16 protein-coding genes are annotated in these 20,169 nt (G+C 52.7%); 11 read left to right on the forward strand and 5 right to left on the reverse strand.

Going from position 1 to position 20,169, the window contains the following annotated elements; genetic code table 11:
• Positions 1-9 precede the first annotated feature (9 nt).
• Positions 10-798 carry a hypothetical protein gene (locus IX84_RS07045; protein ID WP_044218052.1) on the forward strand — a complete coding sequence of 263 codons (789 nt, stop codon included), beginning with the start codon at positions 10-12 and terminating at the stop codon, positions 796-798.
• Between the two features lie 10 nt (positions 799-808).
• Here IX84_RS07045 and IX84_RS07050 read toward each other — a convergent pair whose 3' ends face one another.
• Positions 809-1,567, reverse strand: a complete 759-nt coding sequence (locus IX84_RS07050) for an NUDIX hydrolase (RefSeq protein ID WP_063978259.1) — start codon at positions 1,565-1,567, stop codon at positions 809-811.
• A 336-nt stretch (positions 1,568-1,903) separates the two neighbouring features.
• Here IX84_RS07050 and IX84_RS07055 point away from each other — a divergent pair, with 336 nt between their 5' ends.
• Positions 1,904-4,018, forward strand: coding sequence for a ComEC/Rec2 family competence protein (locus IX84_RS07055; RefSeq protein ID WP_044218053.1), 2,115 nt, complete (start codon positions 1,904-1,906; stop codon positions 4,016-4,018).
• Entirely contained in the window at positions 4,015-5,154 is a 1,140-nt protein-coding gene (locus IX84_RS07060; protein WP_044218055.1) for a ComEA family DNA-binding protein, read from the forward strand. The genes IX84_RS07055 and IX84_RS07060 overlap by 4 nt, the downstream gene beginning before the upstream one ends.
• A gap of 5 nt (positions 5,155-5,159) precedes the next feature.
• Here IX84_RS07060 and IX84_RS07065 read toward each other — a convergent pair whose 3' ends face one another.
• Positions 5,160-5,975, reverse strand: a complete 816-nt coding sequence (locus IX84_RS07065; RefSeq protein ID WP_044218058.1) for a universal stress protein — start codon at positions 5,973-5,975, stop codon at positions 5,160-5,162.
• 290 nt (positions 5,976-6,265) lie between these two features.
• Between IX84_RS07065 and IX84_RS07070 the strand changes: the two genes are divergently transcribed.
• Positions 6,266-10,297: a tetratricopeptide repeat protein gene (locus IX84_RS07070; protein ID WP_044218061.1), complete on the forward strand. Its 4,032-nt coding sequence runs from the start codon at positions 6,266-6,268 to the stop codon at positions 10,295-10,297.
• Positions 10,298-10,312: 15 nt separating this feature from the next.
• Here IX84_RS07070 and IX84_RS07075 read toward each other — a convergent pair whose 3' ends face one another.
• Together IX84_RS07075 and IX84_RS07080 are read right to left on the reverse strand one after the other, a co-directional pair.
• Positions 10,313-11,449 (reverse strand): glycosyltransferase, encoded by a 1,137-nt coding sequence (locus IX84_RS07075; RefSeq protein WP_044218063.1) that lies wholly within the window; start codon positions 11,447-11,449, stop codon positions 10,313-10,315.
• Entirely contained in the window at positions 11,449-11,940 is a 492-nt protein-coding gene (locus tag IX84_RS07080) for a hypothetical protein (protein WP_044218066.1), read from the reverse strand. Before IX84_RS07080 ends, IX84_RS07075 begins: the two co-directional genes overlap by 1 nt.
• A gap of 258 nt (positions 11,941-12,198) precedes the next feature.
• Here IX84_RS07080 and IX84_RS07085 point away from each other — a divergent pair, with 258 nt between their 5' ends.
• Positions 12,199-13,443, forward strand: coding sequence for a DEAD/DEAH box helicase (locus tag IX84_RS07085; RefSeq protein WP_044218068.1), 1,245 nt, complete (start codon positions 12,199-12,201; stop codon positions 13,441-13,443).
• A 74-nt stretch (positions 13,444-13,517) separates the two neighbouring features.
• On the opposite strand, the gene IX84_RS07090 is transcribed toward IX84_RS07085, so the two are convergent.
• A complete protein-coding gene (locus IX84_RS07090) occupies positions 13,518-14,144 on the reverse strand; it encodes a coiled-coil domain-containing protein (RefSeq protein WP_152604948.1) in 627 nt (208 codons plus the stop codon).
• 314 nt (positions 14,145-14,458) lie between these two features.
• Between IX84_RS07090 and IX84_RS07095 the strand changes: the two genes are divergently transcribed.
• The 6 genes from IX84_RS07095 (at position 14,459) to IX84_RS07120 (ending at position 20,168) form a co-directional block, all read left to right on the forward strand.
• Positions 14,459-14,701 carry a 4a-hydroxytetrahydrobiopterin dehydratase gene (locus IX84_RS07095; protein WP_044218073.1) on the forward strand — a complete coding sequence of 81 codons (243 nt, stop codon included), beginning with the start codon at positions 14,459-14,461 and terminating at the stop codon, positions 14,699-14,701.
• Between the two features lie 245 nt (positions 14,702-14,946).
• A complete protein-coding gene (locus tag IX84_RS07100; RefSeq protein ID WP_044218075.1) occupies positions 14,947-16,491 on the forward strand; it encodes a hydroxymethylglutaryl-CoA synthase family protein in 1,545 nt (514 codons plus the stop codon).
• Positions 16,492-16,680: 189 nt separating this feature from the next.
• Positions 16,681-17,607 (forward strand): endonuclease/exonuclease/phosphatase family protein, encoded by a 927-nt coding sequence (locus IX84_RS07105; RefSeq protein WP_202965216.1) that lies wholly within the window; start codon positions 16,681-16,683, stop codon positions 17,605-17,607.
• A 71-nt stretch (positions 17,608-17,678) separates the two neighbouring features.
• A complete protein-coding gene (gene modA / locus IX84_RS07110; protein ID WP_052515842.1) occupies positions 17,679-18,509 on the forward strand; it encodes a molybdate ABC transporter substrate-binding protein in 831 nt (276 codons plus the stop codon).
• A gap of 117 nt (positions 18,510-18,626) precedes the next feature.
• On the forward strand, positions 18,627-19,298 hold the full coding sequence (locus tag IX84_RS07115; RefSeq protein WP_238578243.1) for an MBL fold metallo-hydrolase: 672 nt from the start codon (positions 18,627-18,629) through the stop codon (positions 19,296-19,298).
• 9 nt (positions 19,299-19,307) lie between these two features.
• Positions 19,308-20,168, forward strand: coding sequence for a DUF695 domain-containing protein (locus IX84_RS07120; RefSeq protein WP_081968653.1), 861 nt, complete (start codon positions 19,308-19,310; stop codon positions 20,166-20,168).
• The last annotated feature ends 1 nt before the right edge of the window (position 20,169 follow it).

Here is a 20,169-nt window from a genome sequence, read left to right on the forward strand (position 1 = left end):
AAAATGAAGATGACAAAATTTTACCTGGGGCTTATTGGTGTACTATTGCTGGCTGCTGGCTGCAACCTTGATTCAGATACGGTTGTGGTGCCTGATGTGGAAGACGAATTTTATCTGGAGCTCGCTGAGGACTTTGAAAACGGCAACCGTTCCTTAAACTGGAAGCTGCGCACTATTGAATCCGTTGGTTGTGAAGATGCCGGTATAGACTATACCTTTCACTGGCAGGAAGGGCAGACGCTCGTTTTAAGCATCAATCAGGTATTGACGTCCAGTGATTGCGACCCGGCAGATGAGCCGGCACGGGCTTTGGTAGAGATTGGAACGCTGAGCAATGGTTTTTATCCGGTTTCGATTGCCCTTCGGGAAACGCTGGAACGGGAAGGGACGCTGAGGGTCAGCGATTCATTTTTTCAAATTGAAATTGAGTCCGGGGGAGGGGTACTGCCACTACGTGAGCGGTTGTTCCGTATGCCTGAGCATACCCTTTGGGGGTACATTGACCATCAGGGTATTGATAGCCTGAGCAATGCTGCTGCCGATTTCTATGCCGAACTGGAACAGATCACGGAAAGACAGGTGTTAACTGACGGGCACTACGGTTTCTTCGAGTCGCGAAATAATGGAGATGAGATCTTCTTTCCTGAGATAGCGGCATCTGTATCCACAACACTTGCCTTTCAGCGGACGCTTACTGCCGACCGAAAAGGCGCTGTAATCGAACTCATCAATACCTACCGGGAGACATACGAAGAGCTGCGCCTTGTAATCGGCAATACTTACGGCGAAGCATGGTAAAGGCAGGCCACTAGGCCATCTGCTGAGGTTTCCTTCTTGTACGGGGCTTGCGCTCTGTGGGTTCCTTTCGCTTGCTTTCCTTAAGCTCGAAGCTGAGCCCTTCGGCAAGTAGCTGTTCATAGCGGTTGCGGTCAAACTGATACAATCGGGCCGGGCGGTGTGCCACGCCTTCCTGGGTTTCCTCCAGATCCACCAGCAGATCCATCGTCAGAATCTTTTTCCGGAAATTCCGCTTATCCAGCTTGGTTTCCAGAATGGCTTCGTAGAGGTGCTGCAGCTCCGTCAGGGTGAACTTAGGCGGCAACAGCTCAAACCCCACCGGCCGGGAGCGGACCAGCCACTTCAGGCGGTTGAAGCAAGCATTAAGGATGTCATTGTGATCAAACGCCAGGTCTTCCACCTCGGCTACAGAGTGCCACTTCGCTTTACGTGCAATGGAAGAAGGTTGGAGGGTATAGTGGCTGATTTTTATGAGCGAAAAATAGGCTACCGTGATGACCCGCCCAAAAGGGTGACGGTTAACGGTACCAAACGTTTTGACCTGCTCCAGGAAGACGTTGCGCAACCCTGTCAGCTCCTCCAGCACCCGCTTCGCAGCCGTGTCAAGGTCTTCATTAGGGTACACAAAATAGCCCGGCAGGCCCCATTTGCCATGATAGGGCTCTTCTCCACGTTTGATGAGCAATACCTTCAGGTCGCCCTCATCAAATCCAAAAATCACATTATCAACTGTAAAAGCAGACTTAAAATATTCGTTGAATTCGTTCATTATAGCCAGTCATTATAGTATACAGGTGGAAAATAAAGAAATATTTCAATCCTTACCAAATTAAACAGGGCACGCTTAGTGTATATTGTACACAATTTACAGATCGAATTAAGCTATTGATAATCAACTGCAGACCACCGACTGATAAGAATTTAAGGTGTTTTTTAAAAAATGTTCTATTTTTATTTGCCGGGGCCCTTAAAATGCAAAAATAAAAAAGCAAGCGCGCACTGGTATTGACAAAGCGCACTGTTTGAGTCGTTGGGCAGCAAAACAGGAACTCTGGCTGAAAAACAACAGGTTAGATAACTTTGACATAAAAGCTCTTCCGCCATTATGAACTGGAGAGAGACCCCCATGCTAAGACTACTGCTGCCCACTATACTGGGGGTCGGCCTGGCTCGCATTTTGCCCTATTGGAAGCTGGGGCTGGGACTCGCACTCGTTGGCATTATTGCTTTGGGCTTTTCCCGGTACCGAAAGTGGGCATTCCGGTTCAGATGGTTGCCCGGCGCAATAATTACGGTGGTTTTTACTGGTTTGGGGCTTGTGCTGACTGTATTGCATGATACCCGTAGCTACGCCCATCACTTCCAAAACCAACTCCGGGAAGACCACCCTGCCGTACTTATGGGTACAGTCACAGAAGTGGTACCCGCCGGTCAAAGGCTGAAAGTGACATTACGTACTACCGCCACTTCAGACACAACCGGACATGCCCGCCCCTCTGCCGGGAAAGTGCTCGCCTATCTGGACCGGCCGCTGCCTGATGCGTCTCTGGTTCCGGGGGACCGTATCATGGTACGTGGAAAAGTCCAGTCTGTAGCCCCTCCACTCAACCCGGATCAGTTTGACTACAGAAAATACCTGGCTGCCCGGGATATCCATCATCAGGTTTTTGCAGATACAAACTGGGTACGGCTGGAGCATCAGCCCGGGCTGATGAGTGTTGCCGGGCACCTGCGCACCAAGGCCCTTGAAATACTGAAACAATACCTGCCTACCCCAAACGAATATGCCGTAGGCGCCGCGCTGACTATGGGATACAAATCGGCTCTGACGGAAGAAATCGAAAATGCCTATGCCAATACCGGTGCCATGCATGTGTTGGCCGTATCCGGGCTGCACGTAGGCCTGGTACAGCTCATCCTTATGTGGTTGCTGGGGCGCGTCCCGCTGAGACAGCCCTGGTGGAAAATAGTCAAGACCGGGCTAATCATTGCTGGCATTTGGGCCTTTGCGCTTTTGACAGGCGCCGCCCCTTCCGTGCTCCGCGCATCCACTATGTTTAGCTTTTTGGCAGTCGGCCTTGCTTTGCAGCGGACTACAAATGTCTACAACACCCTGGCGGCCTCAGCGCTTGTACTGCTGGCAACCAATCCCAACCTGTTGTACCATGTAGGTTTTCAGCTGTCTTATCTGGCGGTGCTGGGCATCGTCTACTTTCAGCCCCGCATCTACAGCCTTTGGCATATCGAAAACCGGATTGGCGACTATCTTTGGCAGCTGTCTGCTGTTTCTCTGGCGGCACAACTCGGCACTTTGCCCATCAGCCTGTATTACTTTCATCAGTTCCCCCTCTACTTTGTGCTTTCGGGCCTGATTGTAGTGCCCGCTGCCGGGCTTATCCTTTCCCTAACACTTCTGCTGCTGGCTTTTCACAGTGTGCCTGTTCTGGGGGCGCTGATTGCCAAAGTACTCTACGGCCTTATCTATTTGGTCAATGCGGGCATCTTTGTCATTCAGCAGCTGCCCGGCGGGCTTTTGGAAGGCATTTGGATGGGGTCCGCAGGCGCTTGGGGGCTCTATGCGTTATTGGTGGGGCTGGTACTGGGGCACCGGACCCGACAGTTCCGATGGGTGCTGGGCAGCTTGTTGTTAGGGGCGCTAATGGCGGGTGGATATGCCTGGGAAAAATGGGTAAGCTCGCAACAACAATCGATAGTGATATACCAGGTGTATAAGCATACTGCGGTAGATGTATTTCACGGCAACCATATCACTCAAATCACCAGCCCTGCAATGAAGGAGGACCGGCTGGCTTTCGCCTGTGAGGCACACCGCTGGCGCCGCCGGGCTAGTGTGGACACCCTCCTCTCCCCCCGACAGTCCGCAAAGGTGGATGCGGCGGCAGGGCAAAAGGGCTACTGGCAGCTAGGGGAAACCCGGTTGCTGGTCCTCGAAGACGCAGCGCAACTGACAGGAACGGGAAGCTTCCGGGTGGATGCCGTGGTTCTGAGCCAAAGCCCCAAAGTAAGGCTTGCCAAAGTCCTGGAGCGCATAAACACCTCATGCTTTATCGCTGATGGCTCCAACCCACCCTGGCGGGCAGCAGGCTGGTCGGAGGAGGCGAAGGCGCTAGGCCTTGCTTTTTACTACACTGCCCAGACAGGAGCGGTAACGCTGGAAAACGGTATCATTGAATCATGGATTAAAAACCCGGCAGAATGAACGACTGGCTAAAAGACTATTTCTACTACACCAAATCAGAGCGCAACGGAGCATGGGTACTGGCTATCTTAATCTTCATCTTTGCACTGCTGCCATTGGTGTACCCTATTTTATCTCCTCCAACTTCTGTTGAATTTGATGGCTTTGAGGCGGAGCTGGAAGCTTTCCTTGCCCCCGAAGACGCCCCTTCGACCACTGCCCCGGAGCCAGCCTTATTCCATTTCGACCCCAACACATTGCCTTTGGACAGCCTTCAGCTGCTGGGGCTATCGCGAAAGACCGCCAATACTATTGTCCGCTTTCGCGAAAAGGTCAGGCCCTTCCGGCAAACCGAAGACCTGCAGGACATTTACACCCTATCCGAGGAAGATTATGCCCGGATCGCCCCTTACGTTCGCATACTCAATCGCCCGACCGAGCCTCAGGGCACAACCCGCCGTGCTGCCAAAGCACCTGCACCCCAACGCTTTGCCTTCGACCCCAACACCCTTTCCGGCGATAGCCTGATGCTGTTGGGGCTCTCCGGGCGCACAGTACGCACCCTGATTAATTACCGGGAAAAGGGGGGGCAGTTCCGGCAACCCGAAGACCTGAAAAAGATATACGGCTTACCACCTGATCAGGCTGAAGCACTGATGCCTTATGTATCGATCCCCAAAGGTGAGCCCAGGCCCGAAAGCCAGGCAGCGGATGAAGAAGCCCAAGCCACCCCGCCGAGCCCTGAAGCCACTGAGCCACCCACATCCATCCGCATCAATACCGCGGCCCCGGAAGAGTGGCAGGCTTTGCAGGGAATCGGCCCGGCTTTAGCCCGCCGCATATGTGGATTCAGAGACAAGCTGGGCGGTTTTGCTCATGTGGACCAGGTTGGGGAGACCTACGGGCTGCCCGACAGCACCTTTCAGCGCATCCGTCCACAGTTGGTGGTTGACCAACCGGTGCAGCGCTTACGGATCAACCATTTGGATGCTACCGGCCTGAAGGCGCACCCTTACCTGACCTGGAAGCACGCCAACGCTATCATCGCTTACCGGGGGCAGCACGGTGCTTTTACCTCAGCAGCGGAGGTGGCCAAAATCCGGTCGATCCCGGCAGAGGTCCTGAAAAAGATGGAGCCGTACTGGTCGTTTGAATAGGGTGGTTACTCCCGCATCAGCAACAAAGGCAGTGGCGTATGCCAGGCCATATACCGAAGGAGGTGCCCATGCAGCAGGTGTTCATGAAATGCCCTTCGCGGAATATACATAGCGAGCATTTGTACCTGGTTTTGCTCCAGATAATAGGTGATACCGCTCGTTATCTCCCGGTCGCGTACCATGTCGATGCGCTGCCCGTTTGCATCCAGCTGCTCCAGTTTAATCTTGTCCTGTTCACCCGGAAGCATATTGACAAAAAAAGGCTGTACGGAGGCCTCTAGCGGCTTGGCCACTTCTTTCAATTGTTGAAACACACGTTCTTCGCTGAGGGTGATGTCAACCGCGAGGGCAATGCTTTGCAGCTTTTGATACCGTGCTTTTTCCGGAATAATGAGCATAGGGCAGGGGCTGCGGCCAATGAGCTGGGTGGTGACACTGCCAAACAAATGCTCGCGGATGTTGTGCTTTTCGCGCCCGCCCAGCACAATGGCTTCCACCTGAAGTTCGCTGGCAGCCTGAATGATTCCGGAAGCGGCCTTTCCTGGCCTCACATGAAAATGGAGATTGGGCGCGGCAACATACTCCCGGGGCTGATCAGGGTAGTGCCGGGCCCAGCGTTGCAGCTTCTTGCCGTACTCCCGGTTATCGCGTTCAATAAGTGCCCGTCTGTGCTGCTCCGGCAGCGAGGTCTCCGCGCTCACCACTTTGTTAATAAAAAGCAGATGGACTTCAGCCTGCAGGTGGGCGGCCAGTTGCAAGGTGTACTCAAAGGCTGTACGGGCAGCGGGAGAAAAATCAGTAGCGACTAGCAATCGGCGCATAAACTTGGCACTTTTTAGGCTGGAAAATAAAAAAAGAACGAGACTTCCTGTGTTGAAATACGAATTAATCTACTCCAACATAATTTAGTTAAAAACATCTGCGTTATACCCCGCGAAATCAATCTCAAAATCTATTGAGCGATTATTATCACGCCCCCAGATCACATCTTGCCTGCCCTTTTACCCACCTCCTATCCGGTTTACCGGTGCACAGTCCGCCCACGGATTAGTCCGCCAACCGGAAAATTTGTAATTTGCCACACTGATAACGGAACGAGGACAAACGATCTGTGAAAAACCTAATTCCACACTTCATTCAGGACCGGTTCAAGGCAGGGCACGCCCAGGGGCAGTTGCAAGCCTACACGCTATTTGTGGACCTGTCTGGCTTTACACCGCTGACCGAAGCCCTTATGCAACAGGGTAGCCAGGGGGCGGAGCAATTGACAAATGTCCTCAATGAAATATTTGAGCCGCTCGTCCATTTGGTCTATAGCAGGGGCGGTTTCATCCCCTACTTTGCCGGCGACGCCTTTACAGCTATTTTCCCTGCCGACCGTTCTGAGGAGCGAGGGCAGGATATCATAAAAGTAGCCATGCTCGCCCGCTATCTGTTCAGTAAGCGGGAATTCCGCTTCAACAACTTTACCATTGGCATCAAGTTTGGGCTTTCCTATGGCAACGTGGAATGGGGGATTGTAGGCAAAACAGACCATAAATCCTTCTACTTCCGGGGTAAGCCGATTGATCAGTGCGCCGAGTGCCAGGTGAAGGCTAAAGACCAGGATATTGTGGTGGATGACGAGCTGGGGCATCAGCTCAAGCAGGAAGGCTTCTACCTCAAAAAACTGGAAGAGGGCTTTTATAAAGTCTGGGGCTTGCTGCCGGAAGTGGAACGCACCCTGCCGGAACGCGCTAATTTGCCGGAGCTGGATAAAGCCATTGTACGGCAGTTCTTACCAGAGTCTGTGGCCAGTTATCAGCAAGACGGAGAGTTCCGCACCGTTATTTCCATCTTTTTATCCTTTCAGGGAGTGGAAAGCCATGAGGTGCTGGACGAATTTGCGACAATTGTGATCGAGGAAATGCACAACTTCTCCGGCTACTTCAAGGAAGTGGACTTTGGAGACAAGGGAGGTGTGATGGTGGGCTTTTTCGGGGCTCCTGTTTCTTTTGAGAACAGCAACGACCGGGCCCTGGAGTTCATTTTCAGTGTACGGGAAAACCTGCGGCAACTACAGTTGGACACCGGGCTGGAGTACCGGGCCGGCATCACCATTGGCACCGCCTATACCGGCATCGTCGGAGGGCGGGAGCGCTGTCAGTATGCAGCTGTAGGCAACCGGGTCAATTTGGCTGCCCGCCTGATGACACATGCCAAGTGGGGCGATGTGCTGGTGGACAGTGAGATACAGAAAAACCACCACTTCAACTTTCAGCACCGGGGGGACATCCGCTACAAAGGTATCAAAGGCAATGTACCTACCTACAAGCTGATTGGGCGCAACTATGAATCCCGCCCGGCCTATTCCAGTCAGATGGTCGGCCGCAATCAGGAGCTGAGCGAGCTGCTGTCTTTCATTCAGCCTATCTTCGGGGAGCAGACCGCAGGCGTGGCCTATATATTCGGAGAGGCCGGCGTGGGCAAGAGCCGCCTGATGCATGAATTCAAAAAACTACTTTTTGAGGAGGGGCTGGTACAATGGCATACCTGCCAGGCCGATCAGATTCTGCGCAAGCCCTTCAACCCTTTCATTACCTTCCTGAAAAATTACTTCGAGCAATATCCGGAGAGCACCTCCATGGCTAATTTCCAGCACTTCGAGGAGCGCTATCACCAACTACTGGAAGACCTGGAGGAACTCAACCGCCCCGAAGCCAAAACTGCCCGCCGCGAACTGGTACGGACCAAGTCGGTACTGGCTGCGCTCATCGGGCTTAATTACCAGGATTCTATCTGGGATGTACTTGACGCTAAAGGCCGTTACCAAAACACGATATCCTCTATCATCAACCTCCTTATCACGGAGTCGCTCATACAGCCGGTGGTAGTAGAAGTGGAAGACGGCCACTGGATGGATGAAAACAGCCGGGAGTTACTCACCGAATTTGTCCGTCAGCTGAGTCGCTATCCGATTGCAGTGGTCCTGACTTCCCGCTACCTTGACGATGGTTCCAAACCAAAACTGCTGGAGCCCGCCCTGCTGGAGCAGTACAGGCTGCCCCACATTGAAGTGGACCTGAACACACTGAGCCCTGATGCCGTGCAGGAGTTTGCCGAATTGCGCCTGGGCGGCACCATCCACCCGGAATTTCTGGATACCCTGCTACGGACCTCCAACAGCAACCCTTTTTACCTGGAGCAGATGCTGGAATACTTTGCAGAGCGGGATTTGCTGGTACAGGAGGGCGGGCGCTGGACCATACACGATAAAGATGTGAAGCTTTCCAGCTCCATTAATGCCATTCTCACCGCTCGCATCGACCGGCTGAGCGAACTGGTGAAGGAAACCGTAAAAGCCGCTGCGGTGATTGGGCGCGAGTTTGATATCCCCATTTTGACGCAAGTCATGCGCAAACAGGATGGCTTTGCGGCAAAGAATGGCGCCGCCTCCGCAGTCCTCCGCGATCAGATTAAGCGGGCAGAGAAGGGGCAGATCTGGCACGCTATGAATGAGCTGCGCTACATCTTCCGGCACTCCCTACTCCGGGAAGCCGTGTACGGCATGCAGCTCCGCACTCGCCTGGAGCAACTTCATGGCCTCATTGGGGAAGCGATTGAAGACCTGTACGCCGATAACATCGAAGAACGTTATGCCGATCTGGCGTTTCACTACGAACAGGCTAATGTTTTTGACAAAACCTGTGAATACCTTCAAAAAGCTGCCGACTATGCCCGCAGCAACTATCAAAATCAACAGGCACTCGACTACTACGAAAAGCTGCTCACCAAGCTTGGTAAACAAAAAGATAATGCTGATCAGATTCAAACCTATCTCAATAAAGGCAAAGTCCTTGAGCTGATCGGTAACTGGGATGAGTGCGAAAGAACCTACGAAGAAGCCCTGAGCCTGGCCAAACAAACCCGCGATGTCCTGTTGCTGGGCCAGGCCAACAATAACCTGGGCCGGCTGCTCATGCTCAAAGGCGATTACAGCCGGGCACAACAGTACCTCCAGGTCGCCGCAGGCTTGTTCGAATCTATAGAGGACGAAGTAGGCAAAGCCAAAGCCTACGGTAGCCTGGGCGAGTTTTTCTTCCGGCAGGGAAAGTACGATGAAGCAAAGGGCTACTTCGAAAGAAGCCTTGGTGCAGAAAACAGGGAGTCTGACCCCACAGGAAGCGCACAGGTGGCCGCCAACCTTGGGCTGACTCATATGAACCAGGGCAACTACGATGAGGGTATCCGTTGCCAGTTGGCTCAGCTCAAAGTCAGCGAGCGGCTCAACGACAAACAGGGCATGGCCAACCTCTTTACCAATCTCGGTATCGTCTATTTTGAGAAAGGCGACTACGATGCCGCTCTGGAAAGCTATCAGAAAGGGCTGGCCCTGAGCGAAGAACTTGGCAACAAGCAACTCACATCTATTGCCATCGGCTGTATCGGCAGTGTTTATGAACGCAAGGGCGATTACCTGCGGGCCATGGAGAACTTCCAGCATGACCTGGAACTCTGTGAGGAACTAGGCGATAAGCAGGGGACTGCTATCGCGCTGGGGCTGATCGGAGAGCTGTACAGTATTGAAGGCCACTTCCAGCGAGCTATTGAGTACCTGCAGAAGAACCTGATGCTCTGCGAGGAACTAGGCTATCAGAAAGGGATTGCCAAAGCACTGAATACCCTGGGCGATGTATTTTATTTTACTCAAGCCTACGACCGGTCCCTGTATTACTACAACCGTGCCATTGAGGTAACCCGGATGATCAACAACCGCCTTGTCCTGGGGGCCAGCCTTGCGGAAAAAGGCCTCGTGCTGCTTGCCCTTAACAGGCTTGAAGAGCTTAAGCCTGTAGCTCAAGAAGCTCAGGCCATCGCCGAAGCTCTGGGCAACCCGGACCTGGTATTTGAAACCCGGATGTTACTGGCTAAGCAGGAACACGCCCATGGCGCAAAGGAAAAAGCCTTACAATCACTGGAAAATCTGCTACAGGAAGTGGAAGAACTTGAAGAGGAAGCGGCCATCTACTACGAACTCTTTCTTTTGCTGCCAGAGGTGGAAAAATACCGGAAATCTGCCCTGCAGCGGTACGAAGAGCTCTACGCTTCCACGCCGAAGTACCTCTTCAAAACCCGGCTCGAAGCACTCCAGGCTTCAGCCTGACCTTAGCCCTCAACCCTACTTCACATACCTGTCCTTCCACTGATACTTTCGCACAAATAAGGAGGCCAGCCCAATGAATGCTATGTAGCCAATGTGCAGCACCTCCGAGCGGGCAAAGGATTTCAGTAAGTGTTCCTGATGGAAAAACTGACAGGCTGTTTTGAGCAGCCCGTAGTCTGCCCGAGCCTTGAGCAGTAACAACAGCGCCAGAAAGACCAGCCAGAAGTGCCCTACGGCCAGAAACAACAGGGGCGACAGCAAAATAGACCAACTCAGCAGGAAAGCAATACCTAATGCAAGCGTCGTGCCTGCACTTGCCGGCGCCGCTGCATTTTTGGTGCCCCACCTCAGCCGCTGCCGTAAAAAAGCCGCCCAGTCCGGAGCCGCCGGCGTGGGCACTGCCACAGTTGCACTTTTTAAAAACCGGACCGGAAGCCCCTGCCCCCTGGTGATTTTAGCAATTAAAAAAATATCGTCTCCCGAAGCCGTGCCCCGGTTATCCGCATACCCGCCTGCTGCCTCAAAAGCCGCCCGGCGGTAGGCAAGGCTCGCTCCGTTGCCCAAAATCCAGGTGCCGGTATGCAGGCCCACCGCCGTTAGCACCATCATGCCGGCCATGTCAAGCGCCTGGAACCGGTAGCGCAGGCTATCTGTGCCGGTGAGCAGTACAGGGCCCGTCGAAGCAGCAAGCGCCGCGCTTTCCAAATGCTGTACCTGCTCCTGCACCCAAAGTGGCGGCGGCTGGCAATCAGCATCAGTGGTGAGCAGGTATGTACTTTGTGTTGCAGCTGCCCCCAGCTCCAGCGCCCGCTTTTTCCCATACTGCCCTGCGGGCAAGCGGAGCAAGGTGAGATTAGGATGTGGAAAGGCTTCCACCATTTCAGCGGTGGCATCTGTGGAGTGGTCGTCAATCACGACGATTTGCAGGGACAGCTCAGGGTAGTTTTGCTGGGATAAGGCCTGAAGGCAATGCCGGATATTGGCAGCCTCATTACGGGCGGCCACAAGAATCGTTACGGAAGGGGCGGGCTCAATAGGGGCGGGCTCAAATACAGGGAGCTTATGCCACTGCCTGATTACCCATTGAATCAACAACAAGTACGCAGCACCGAGAGCCAGGCTGGCTCCGCCAATGATCAGCCCCACTGCCATCAGGACTGGCTATCGAAGAAATCGTCGTAATTGCTGCTGCGGCGTTTGGGGTTTTCCTGTTCGCGAAATTGCTCTTCCAATCGTTTGAGGTCCATGGGCTCGCTGTCGAGTTCTTCAAAATCGACGTACTCACCTTCCCGCTGCCGCTCCACTTCCTGCTCGACCTCCCGTACCTTCTTTTTGAACAAGGCTTTGCCCAGTAGGAACAGGCTCACCAGAGGAAAGGCGAGGACCGTTAGCAAAATGCCACCGATACCCAAGAGCGGGTTAGTCTTTACTTTATCCACCAGCCATTTGCCATAACCCGTCACGGATTTATAGTCGATGATGAGCGCGGCAATCAGCATAACCGGCGAAAGGTAATACAGGATGGTAAAGATAATCCGGGCGACAAAAAAGAGCCCGAGCAAAAAAAGGACACCCAGCACCACGCCAATGATGGAGCTGAAGGGGTTATTACTGGAAGTCTGAAAAGATTTACGATACTGCATGGTGGATAATCTTACAATGCGTAATTTACGTTAAGAACCTGCTACTGTCCTTATTTGTTGCTGGAATGAGCTGTTCTATAGACTGAATCGAAAGAGTTGTCGACGAAAAACAGAAGAAAAAGGCAGCAGGTGAAAGTAATTCCAGCGGTTTGGCTGCATTAGCGTACCTTTGTGGCCGTTATTATGTAAGAAATCGTGATTTTCAGTCGTTTTTAGCGCAAATTTGCGTATAAAGCGATACTAAATAATACAGAGACATTGAAATTTAACGAATTTGGTTTTGAGCCTTCCCTTCTGGAAGGCCTTTACGCGATGGGTTTTGAAGAGGCTACTCCGGTACAGGAACAGGCCATTCCTCCAATTATGGAAGGGCAGGATGTACTGGCTTGCGCCCAAACCGGGACCGGAAAAACAGCTGCCTTTTTGCTGCCTGTCCTCAACGAGCTGAGCAAAGAATCGTCCGACGACAAAGTCCGGGCACTGATTATTGAGCCTACGCGGGAGTTAGCGATGCAGGTGGACCAGCAACTGGAAGCCCTCTCCTACTTCACGCCGATCAGCTCCATTGCCATTTACGGTGGGCGGGACGGCCATGCCATGGAGCAGGAAAAGCGCGCCCTGAAGCGGGGCGCCAGCATTATCGTCGCTACACCGGGGCGTTTCACCTCCCACATGGATATGGGGTATGTGGACTTTAGCGGCCTCAAGTACCTGATCCTGGATGAAGCAGACCGAATGCTGGACATGGGTTTTGCACCAGCCATTATGAATATTGTGCATAAGCTGCCCCTTGAACGGCAAAACCTGCTGTTCTCCGCCACCATGCCTGCCCAAATCCGGAAGTTTGCCATGCAAATCCTGAACGGGCCCACAAAGGAGATCAATATTGCCATTTCCAAACCGGCAGAGAATATTCTGCAGCTGGTCTATGAAGTGGAAGACCACGCCAAGATCGCATTGACCGAAAAGGTACTGGAAGCGAACAAACGGCTGGAGCGCGTCATCATCTTTGCGGGCCGCAAAAAAACAGTCAAAGACCTGGCGCAGGCCCTGCAACGCAAAGGCATACAAGCTGGCGCTATCCATTCCGACCTTTCGCAGGAAGAACGGGAAAAACAGTTGCACGGCTTCAAAAGCGGGAATACCCCTGTGATTGTGGCTACGGATGTGCTTTCGCGGGGCATCGATATCAAAGGTATTGATGCAGTCATCAATTTTGACGTACCGGGCGATGCAGAGGACTACGTGCACCGCATTGGGCGTACCGCCCGGGCGGAAGCTTCCGGTATGGCCTTCACCTACATCAACGGGGAAGATATGTACCGCTTCAAGCGCATCGAGGAGCTGATCGAGCGGAAAGTACAACGCCTGCCGCTGCCTGAAGAATTGAAAGATGCCAAACCCCAACCCCGAAAAGGCCGTGGTGGCAGCAGGGGAGGCAATTTCCGAAAAGGGAAAAAAGGCGGAAGCCACCGTGGTAAAGGTGGAGGAAAGAGGAGATAAAAAATGGGTTGCTGATCACATCGTCTGTTCTGACTGTTGAATCAACAACCCATTCCGATTTTTTTCAACCCTTCTTACTGGCCGTATCCAGGCACTACGCTTTCTACCGGTATGCGCATGCCATCCTGGTAAGCCACCACCCAGGCATCAGAAATGCCTAGTTGCTGCATATAGCTTCGAAGCGCCTCTGCACTTTCCACATCCGGGTATTTACCGATAATAATTTTTTGGAGCCCATCGACCATTTCCAGGTCCATGTTGTCATCTTCGCCATCCAAGGTGGAAGGCACGTTGAGCTTTTCGAAGGCACCAATTTGTACCCGGAAGACAAGGCCCTGCATAGCGTTGCCCATAGGTGGCGGTGATGACGGAGCAGACATTCTCAGCTGATCGAGCTCATTAAGCGTGGCAGCCAGCTTGTCCTGCATTTGGGCGTTGTCGCGTTCCAGTTGGGCGATACGGGCACGGCGGTTCGCCTTTTCTGCCTCCATTTCGTTGATCTGTGAAGCATACTCATTGGCTTCCCGCTTATAACGGTCTACACTTTCAGAAAGGGATTTTAGAGCCGCAGGGTTACGCTTGTATTCCTTGGCTTTGTTTTTCCATTCTTTTTTCTCCTCTTTGGATAACTCTTGCGCCTGTACTGTTACCGAAGTACCAAAGGCAAAGAGCAATACTGCAGTCAGAAATAGCATTCTCATATTCAAATAGGTTTTTTTTCTGATTGTATTAATGAATGGCGGAGGCTGTTTATTTCCTGGCCTTCTTCCAATGTTGACTTGATTCAGGATCTTAAAGTCGCATTTTTTCCACAAAAAACCGCAGAAGTTAAGAAGATTTTAACGCCCTCGTGACCGCCAGCACTGTTTTCGAGCCATACGGGCCTGTTGGGAATGCCCTGGCCTGGCAGAAATAATCATTTTTTCCATTGGTTTACAAGTGTTGTTCAATTTTCCTTCATTATCTCTGAACATTTAGCGCCCCATAAGCTTGAAAGAAGAAAATTAATCAACCTATGTGGAAAGAAGAAAATGACCAACTCAAAGCAACCTTCAAATTTAAAGACTTTACACAGGCTTTCAGTTTTATGACCGAAGTCGCCTTCCACGCTGAAAAAATGCAGCACCATCCGGATTGGCACAACGTCTACAATACCGTGGATTTCGCCCTGAGCACCCACGATGCGGGCAATAAAGTGACCGGCAAGGACAGGGACCTGGCCAAAGCTATTGATGAGATTTTTGAGCGCTTCAAATAGGCCGGTCGGAAAAACGGTGGCACTAAAAATACAGCTGCCTCAAACCATAATGATCCCTTTTTGTTTGAACCCTTGTTTTATACGGGTTTACTAATATTGTAACCCTCTTGCCTCTAATGCAGAAGGCAACCCTAGCCACAAGCCAACCAAATCATCAGACTCGGTCGCCCGAGGGCATCCCCGCCGGACCATTTCCGGATCACGGCACAGCTCTCGGCACCAAAGCAATTAAAAACCAAGGGATTATGCATGGAGTGAACACCGTAGGCATTGACGATATAGCCGCCTACATTCCCAATCTGTATCTACCGATTGAAGACCTTGCTTCCGCGAGAGATTTAGAATACGCGAAGCTCAACAAAGGGCTGGGGCTGACTGCTATGTCGGTGCCCGATGCCCATGAAGATGTGGCCACCATGGCCGCGAATGCCGTACTTGAGCTCTTGCAGCGCAATGCACTACAACCAGAACAGATTGGCCGGGTTTACATGGGCACGGAAAGCGCTTTGGATGGGTCTAAGCCCATGGCAACCTATGTGCAGGACATGCTCAATCAGTACTTCGAGCCTACGCATGGCGAAGGTGCATTTCTGAACTGCGATGTGGTAGACATGACCTTCGCCTGTATTGGCGCCGTAGATGCCCTTCAAAACACCCTCGACTGGGTGAAGGGCGGAGATGACCGCATAGGTATTGTGGTGGGATCAGATGTGGCCAGGTACGAGCTAAACTCCGGTGGCGAGTACACGCAGGGCGCCGGAGCCGTCGCTGTGCTGGTCCGTCAGCAACCCCGGCTGCTGGCTTTTGAAGATGCCTGGGGCGTAGCTTCCCGCCCGGTGCATGATTTCTTCAAGCCGGTGCGCCGTTTTTCCAAAAAGCAGATTATTGAAGAGGTGCTTCAGCTGGCCGGAGTGACAGGTGTGGACGCCGAGGCCCTTCTGGCAAAGCTCGAAACGGGTGCCCCCAACTCCATACTCCACCACAATGATGCCCACGTGGACATCCACCGCGATACCCCTGTCTTTGACGGTCCCTACTCCAATGATTGCTATCAGCAGCGAATCGGGGAAGCCATGCGGCATTACGCAGAACAGGAAAACCTACCCGAAAAAGAACCGGTCACAGATGACTGGCACCGCATGGTTTTTCACCTGCCCTATGCCTATCAGGCCCGGCGCATGTTCTCGGAAATTTTCCGGGAAGAAAGCCTGAAACGGGGCGACTGGGAGCGCACCGCTGCCCTGATTGATCAGCCTTGGCCAGAGGCCGCAGACTTCGAATCCGATGCCGCTTATCAGAAAGCCGTAGGTAAATACCTGCGCGCCGTAACCAAGACAGACCGCTACCGGAAATTTGTGGCGGAAAAGATTGAAAAAGGAGAGCGGGCTTCCTCTCTTGTTGGCAATCTCTACACCTCCTCGCTTTTCCTGAGCCTGATGAGCACCTTAGAGGCTGACCTGGAGGAAGCACAAGACCTGACTGGCAAAAAAATAGGCTTCTTTGCTTACGGTAGTGGCTCTAAATCCAAGGTTTTTGCCGCCACAGTGGGTAGCAACTGGAAAGCTGTGGCAGAGCAGTTCGGGCTAAACCGCAAGCTGGCAGAGCGCCGGGCGTTGGATTACGCAACTTATGAAATGCTGCACCGCGGGCAACAGGCTACGAGCGTGGAACCACCCGAAGGGACGTTCTACCTGAAAGCGGTTAACCGGGAGCCGGGCGTACAGGAAGGCGCCCGGGCTTATAGCTGGCAACCTTACGTTAAAGTGCCGGCTACGGCTACACAAGCCTAAAGCACCAAACACCGCAATTGGGAATGGGTTCTATAAGAGAATGCCGTGGCACGGCAAGTGCCACGGAGCCTCTTTCACAAAGTAGAACATTGCTTGCTATGCCTATTGCCCTTATCATCTATACTATCCTTTGTTTTGACTATGGTGTTACTGCCCTTGATCCGGTCGGACTACTGGGTTTTCAGGTCTATGGAGTACCCACGGCTGCAAAAATGGGTGCTCGCAGGCATTGGAATGGTCGCCTGCCTGGTTTGGGGTGATTATTCGGGCTGGCTATTCTGGGCCGGGCTGGGCGCTTTTGCCCTGTCTTTTGCTTTCCTCAGCTATCAGATTTATCCTTATCTGCCTCTGGCCAGGCGAGAAGTACTGGAGGATGGCGCATCTGATGAAGCAAGTGGGGGGCAACGCCTTAGCCTGTTGATTGCCAATGTGTATCAGCCTAACCGGAAAGCAGAGCGGGTGCTGGAGTTAGCAGAAAAGCTGTCCCCGGATGTCGTGCTCCTGCTGGAAACCAACGACTGGTGGAAAACACAAATGGAGGCTTTAGAAGCAACTTATCCCTATACGGTGCTGGTGCCCAGGGAAAATACTTACGGCATGTTGTTGTACAGCAAGATCAAGCTGGAAGACGCTCAAGTTCACTACCTGATTAAGCCCGATGTGCCTTCTATTGAATGCAGGATGATACTGGGTTCAGGGCACAAAGTCCACTTCTTTGGTGTGCTCCCCCGGCCTCCGGCCCCTTCCGAGAGTACGACCTCTACGGAAAAAGACAGGGAACTGCTGATCGTAGCCGAGCGGGCTAAATCCTCCCGGCAACCTGTCATCGTTGCAGGCGACCTCAACGACGTAGCCTGGAGCTATACCACCGAACTTTTCCAAAAAATGAGCCGCCTGCTGGACCCCAGGAAAGGCAGAGGCTTTTTCAATACCTTTCCGGTAAAGTGGCCGGTAATGCGTTTTCCGTTAGACCATATTTTCTGTTCCCGCCACTTTAAGCTCCGTCAGTTGCGCCGGTTGAAGTCGATCGGGTCTGATCACTTTCCTGTATTCATTGCATTTCAGGTTTACAACGAGATCGTTCAACCAGGAAAAAGCCCCGGAGCCGGAAGATGAAGACCTTATGGCGGCAAATGCAAAATTTGAGGAATAGCCGTATCTTCAGCGGCGAACAAACTCAATGAACAATGAACCACTTAACGTACCATCTCTGTTGGGCGGCTTTGGTTATTCTTGCGGCCTGTGGTGCCCCATCTGCTGAGGCCTCCGGTTCCGAAGCAACTGCACCAACAAAAGCTGCCCGGCCAACCCTCACTGTTGCAACGGCTGCAAATGTGCAGTTTGCTATGGAGGAGCTGATTCATGAATTTCAGGAACAGACCGGCATTGGCGTCTCTTCTGTAATCAGCTCTTCAGGCAAGCTTACCGCGCAAATTATGGAAGGTGCACCCTACGACATATTGGTATCTGCGAATATGAAATACCCACAATACCTGCTTGAAAAAGATCAGGCCATAGGTAGTGTCAGTGTTTATGCTTACGGCGCCCTGGTGGCCTGGAGTATGACCGAAAAAAACATAAGGGTGACCCCGGAATATCTTTTGGAGGACGGTTTTACAAAAATTGCCATCGCCAACCCCAAAAATGCGCCCTACGGTGAGCAAGCCATCAACTACTTGAAGTATTATGGTGTATTTGAAGGAGTAGAGCCAATGCTCGTTTACGGAGAAAGCATTGCACAAACAAATCAATACATCACTTCCAAAGCGGCAGATGTGGGGCTAACCGCCAAATCGGTTGTGCTGTCGCCTGAGGTAAAAGGCCAGGGGCGTTGGCTGGAGCTGCCCGATAGCAGTTATACCCCCATTGAGCAGGGAGTGGTGATTACCCGCTACGGTAATGAGCGCCACGCAAGGGAAAGCCTGGCTTTCTTTACCTTTTTGTTTTCGGAAACTGCTCAGAAAATCTTTTTGAAATACGGCTACAAGCTGCCGGACCAGAACGCCACCACTCAGTAAAAAACAACGATCATCGAGAAACGCATTACTTTACTTGGCACTGGCACATCACAGGGCGTACCGGTCATCGGTTGCGACTGTGCGGTCTGTCAATCAGCAGACCCAAAGGATAAACGTTTGCGCACAGCGGCTCTGCTGCAGGTGGGTGGGAAGAATATTGCCATTGACTGCGGTCCGGACTTCAGGGCACAGATGCTCCGAACGGGCATTGACCGGCTGGATGCGATTCTCATTACCCATCAGCACAATGACCACATCATCGGGCTGGACGATGTACGCCCGTTCAACTTTCGCAATAACATGGACATGCCGGTCTACTGTACCGCACCGGTAGAGACAGAGCTGAAGCAGCGGTTTGCCTATATCTTTGAAAGCCAGAACCGCTACCCCGGCGCGCCGCAGGTACAAATCCACCGCATTTCCAAAAGCCAGCCTTTCGAGGTGGAAGGACAGCAAGTGATTCCAATAGAGTTGATGCACGGCCGTATGCCTGTGCTGGGCTTCCGGTTTGGCAACTTTGCCTATCTGACCGATGTTAGAACGATTGCTAAGGAGGAGCTGGCGAAGCTAAATGGCCTGGATACCCTGGTGCTAAGTGCGCTCCACCATAGTGAGCATCATTCGCACCTCAATCTTGAGCAAGCCCTTAAACTGGTCCAACAACTGGCCCCCGGGCGCACTTTTCTCACTCATATGAGCCACCGGATGGGGCTGCATCAGCAAGTTTCCCGAAAATTGCCGGAAAATGTAGCCCTCGGCTACGATGGGCTTACCTTTACGGTTGATTAAAACAAAGTTATGAGATACTCAAATTGGTTGTTCCCGATGCTGTTATTGCTCTTATCAGGGTGCGGAGATGTAGGCCCTCAGCAGCAAAAAAGTGAAGCGCCGCCCCTGCCTGGCCACGAAGAGCGCTGGTCGGTATTCTTACGGCAGCAGCTTGCCGGGCCTCAGGTCGTTACGGTAGATCAGGGCTGGTCAGAACAGGCCCCGCTGCAGACCCACCCACGCCTGCTGAAAGTTACCGTAAAAGCAAATGAGACTTTGCCCACCGGCTTCCCCACCGAAGCAGAAACCCGGATGGCCAATGAATTACAGGACCAGCTGTTGCAGAAGCTCGAGCGCGGTAACTTTGGAGTCTTTGTGGGGAGTATTGTTGTACCGGGTGAGAAGCAATTGTACTACTACCTGCGTGCAGAACCCCAAGCCGACGAGCTGGCACAGGAAACCGTAGCGGCCTACACCAAACGAAAAGTAGAAGCGGCCATTGCACCCGACGATACCTGGTCTGCCTACACAGAACAGCTCTTCCCCAATCAGCGCGAACAGGCAGAAATCAACAACGATGGCGTGCTCATCCGCCTGCAGGAAGCCGGCGACCCGCTGTCTCAGCCCCGGTCGATTGAGCACTGGGCATACTTCAAATCCACCAAAGCCCGCAGCGTCTTTCAGGACTCCCTGAAACGGTACAGCTTTGAGCCCATCGCTTACGATACGCTTGCGCAAAGCCAAATGCCCTATGGAATACACTTTGTGCGGCAGGACAGCATTCACACCCCATACATTCACGACCTCACCTGGGGCCTGACTCAACTGGCGGAAGGGCTGGGCGGTGCCTATGATGGTTGGGAAACGATTGTGGTCAAGCCCCGGCAGTAGA

It is taken from the genome of Phaeodactylibacter xiamenensis, from assembly GCF_000759025.1.
GTDB lineage: Bacteria > Bacteroidota > Bacteroidia > Chitinophagales > Saprospiraceae > Phaeodactylibacter > Phaeodactylibacter xiamenensis.

What these genes read in the sequence shown, in the direction of transcription:
- IX84_RS07045 (WP_044218052.1), top strand. Translation starts at nt 10, where the DNA reads ATGACAAAATTTTACCTGGGGCTTATTGGTGTACTATTGCTGGCTGCT.
- IX84_RS07050 (WP_063978259.1), bottom strand. Translation starts at nt 1,567, where the DNA reads ATGAACGAATTCAACGAATATTTTAAGTCTGCTTTTACAGTTGATAAT.
- IX84_RS07055 (WP_044218053.1), top strand. Translation starts at nt 1,904, where the DNA reads ATGAACTGGAGAGAGACCCCCATGCTAAGACTACTGCTGCCCACTATA.
- IX84_RS07060 (WP_044218055.1), top strand. Translation starts at nt 4,015, where the DNA reads ATGAACGACTGGCTAAAAGACTATTTCTACTACACCAAATCAGAGCGC.
- IX84_RS07065 (WP_044218058.1), bottom strand. Translation starts at nt 5,975, where the DNA reads ATGCGCCGATTGCTAGTCGCTACTGATTTTTCTCCCGCTGCCCGTACA.
- IX84_RS07075 (WP_044218063.1), bottom strand. Translation starts at nt 11,449, where the DNA reads ATGGCAGTGGGGCTGATCATTGGCGGAGCCAGCCTGGCTCTCGGTGCT.
- IX84_RS07080 (WP_044218066.1), bottom strand. Translation starts at nt 11,940, where the DNA reads ATGCAGTATCGTAAATCTTTTCAGACTTCCAGTAATAACCCCTTCAGC.
- IX84_RS07090 (WP_152604948.1), bottom strand. Translation starts at nt 14,144, where the DNA reads ATGAGAATGCTATTTCTGACTGCAGTATTGCTCTTTGCCTTTGGTACT.
- IX84_RS07095 (WP_044218073.1), top strand. Translation starts at nt 14,459, where the DNA reads ATGTGGAAAGAAGAAAATGACCAACTCAAAGCAACCTTCAAATTTAAA.
- IX84_RS07100 (WP_044218075.1), top strand. Translation starts at nt 14,947, where the DNA reads ATGCATGGAGTGAACACCGTAGGCATTGACGATATAGCCGCCTACATT.
- IX84_RS07105 (WP_202965216.1), top strand. Translation starts at nt 16,681, where the DNA reads ATGGAGTACCCACGGCTGCAAAAATGGGTGCTCGCAGGCATTGGAATG.
- modA (WP_052515842.1), top strand. Translation starts at nt 17,679, where the DNA reads ATGAACCACTTAACGTACCATCTCTGTTGGGCGGCTTTGGTTATTCTT.
- IX84_RS07120 (WP_081968653.1), top strand. Translation starts at nt 19,308, where the DNA reads ATGAGATACTCAAATTGGTTGTTCCCGATGCTGTTATTGCTCTTATCA.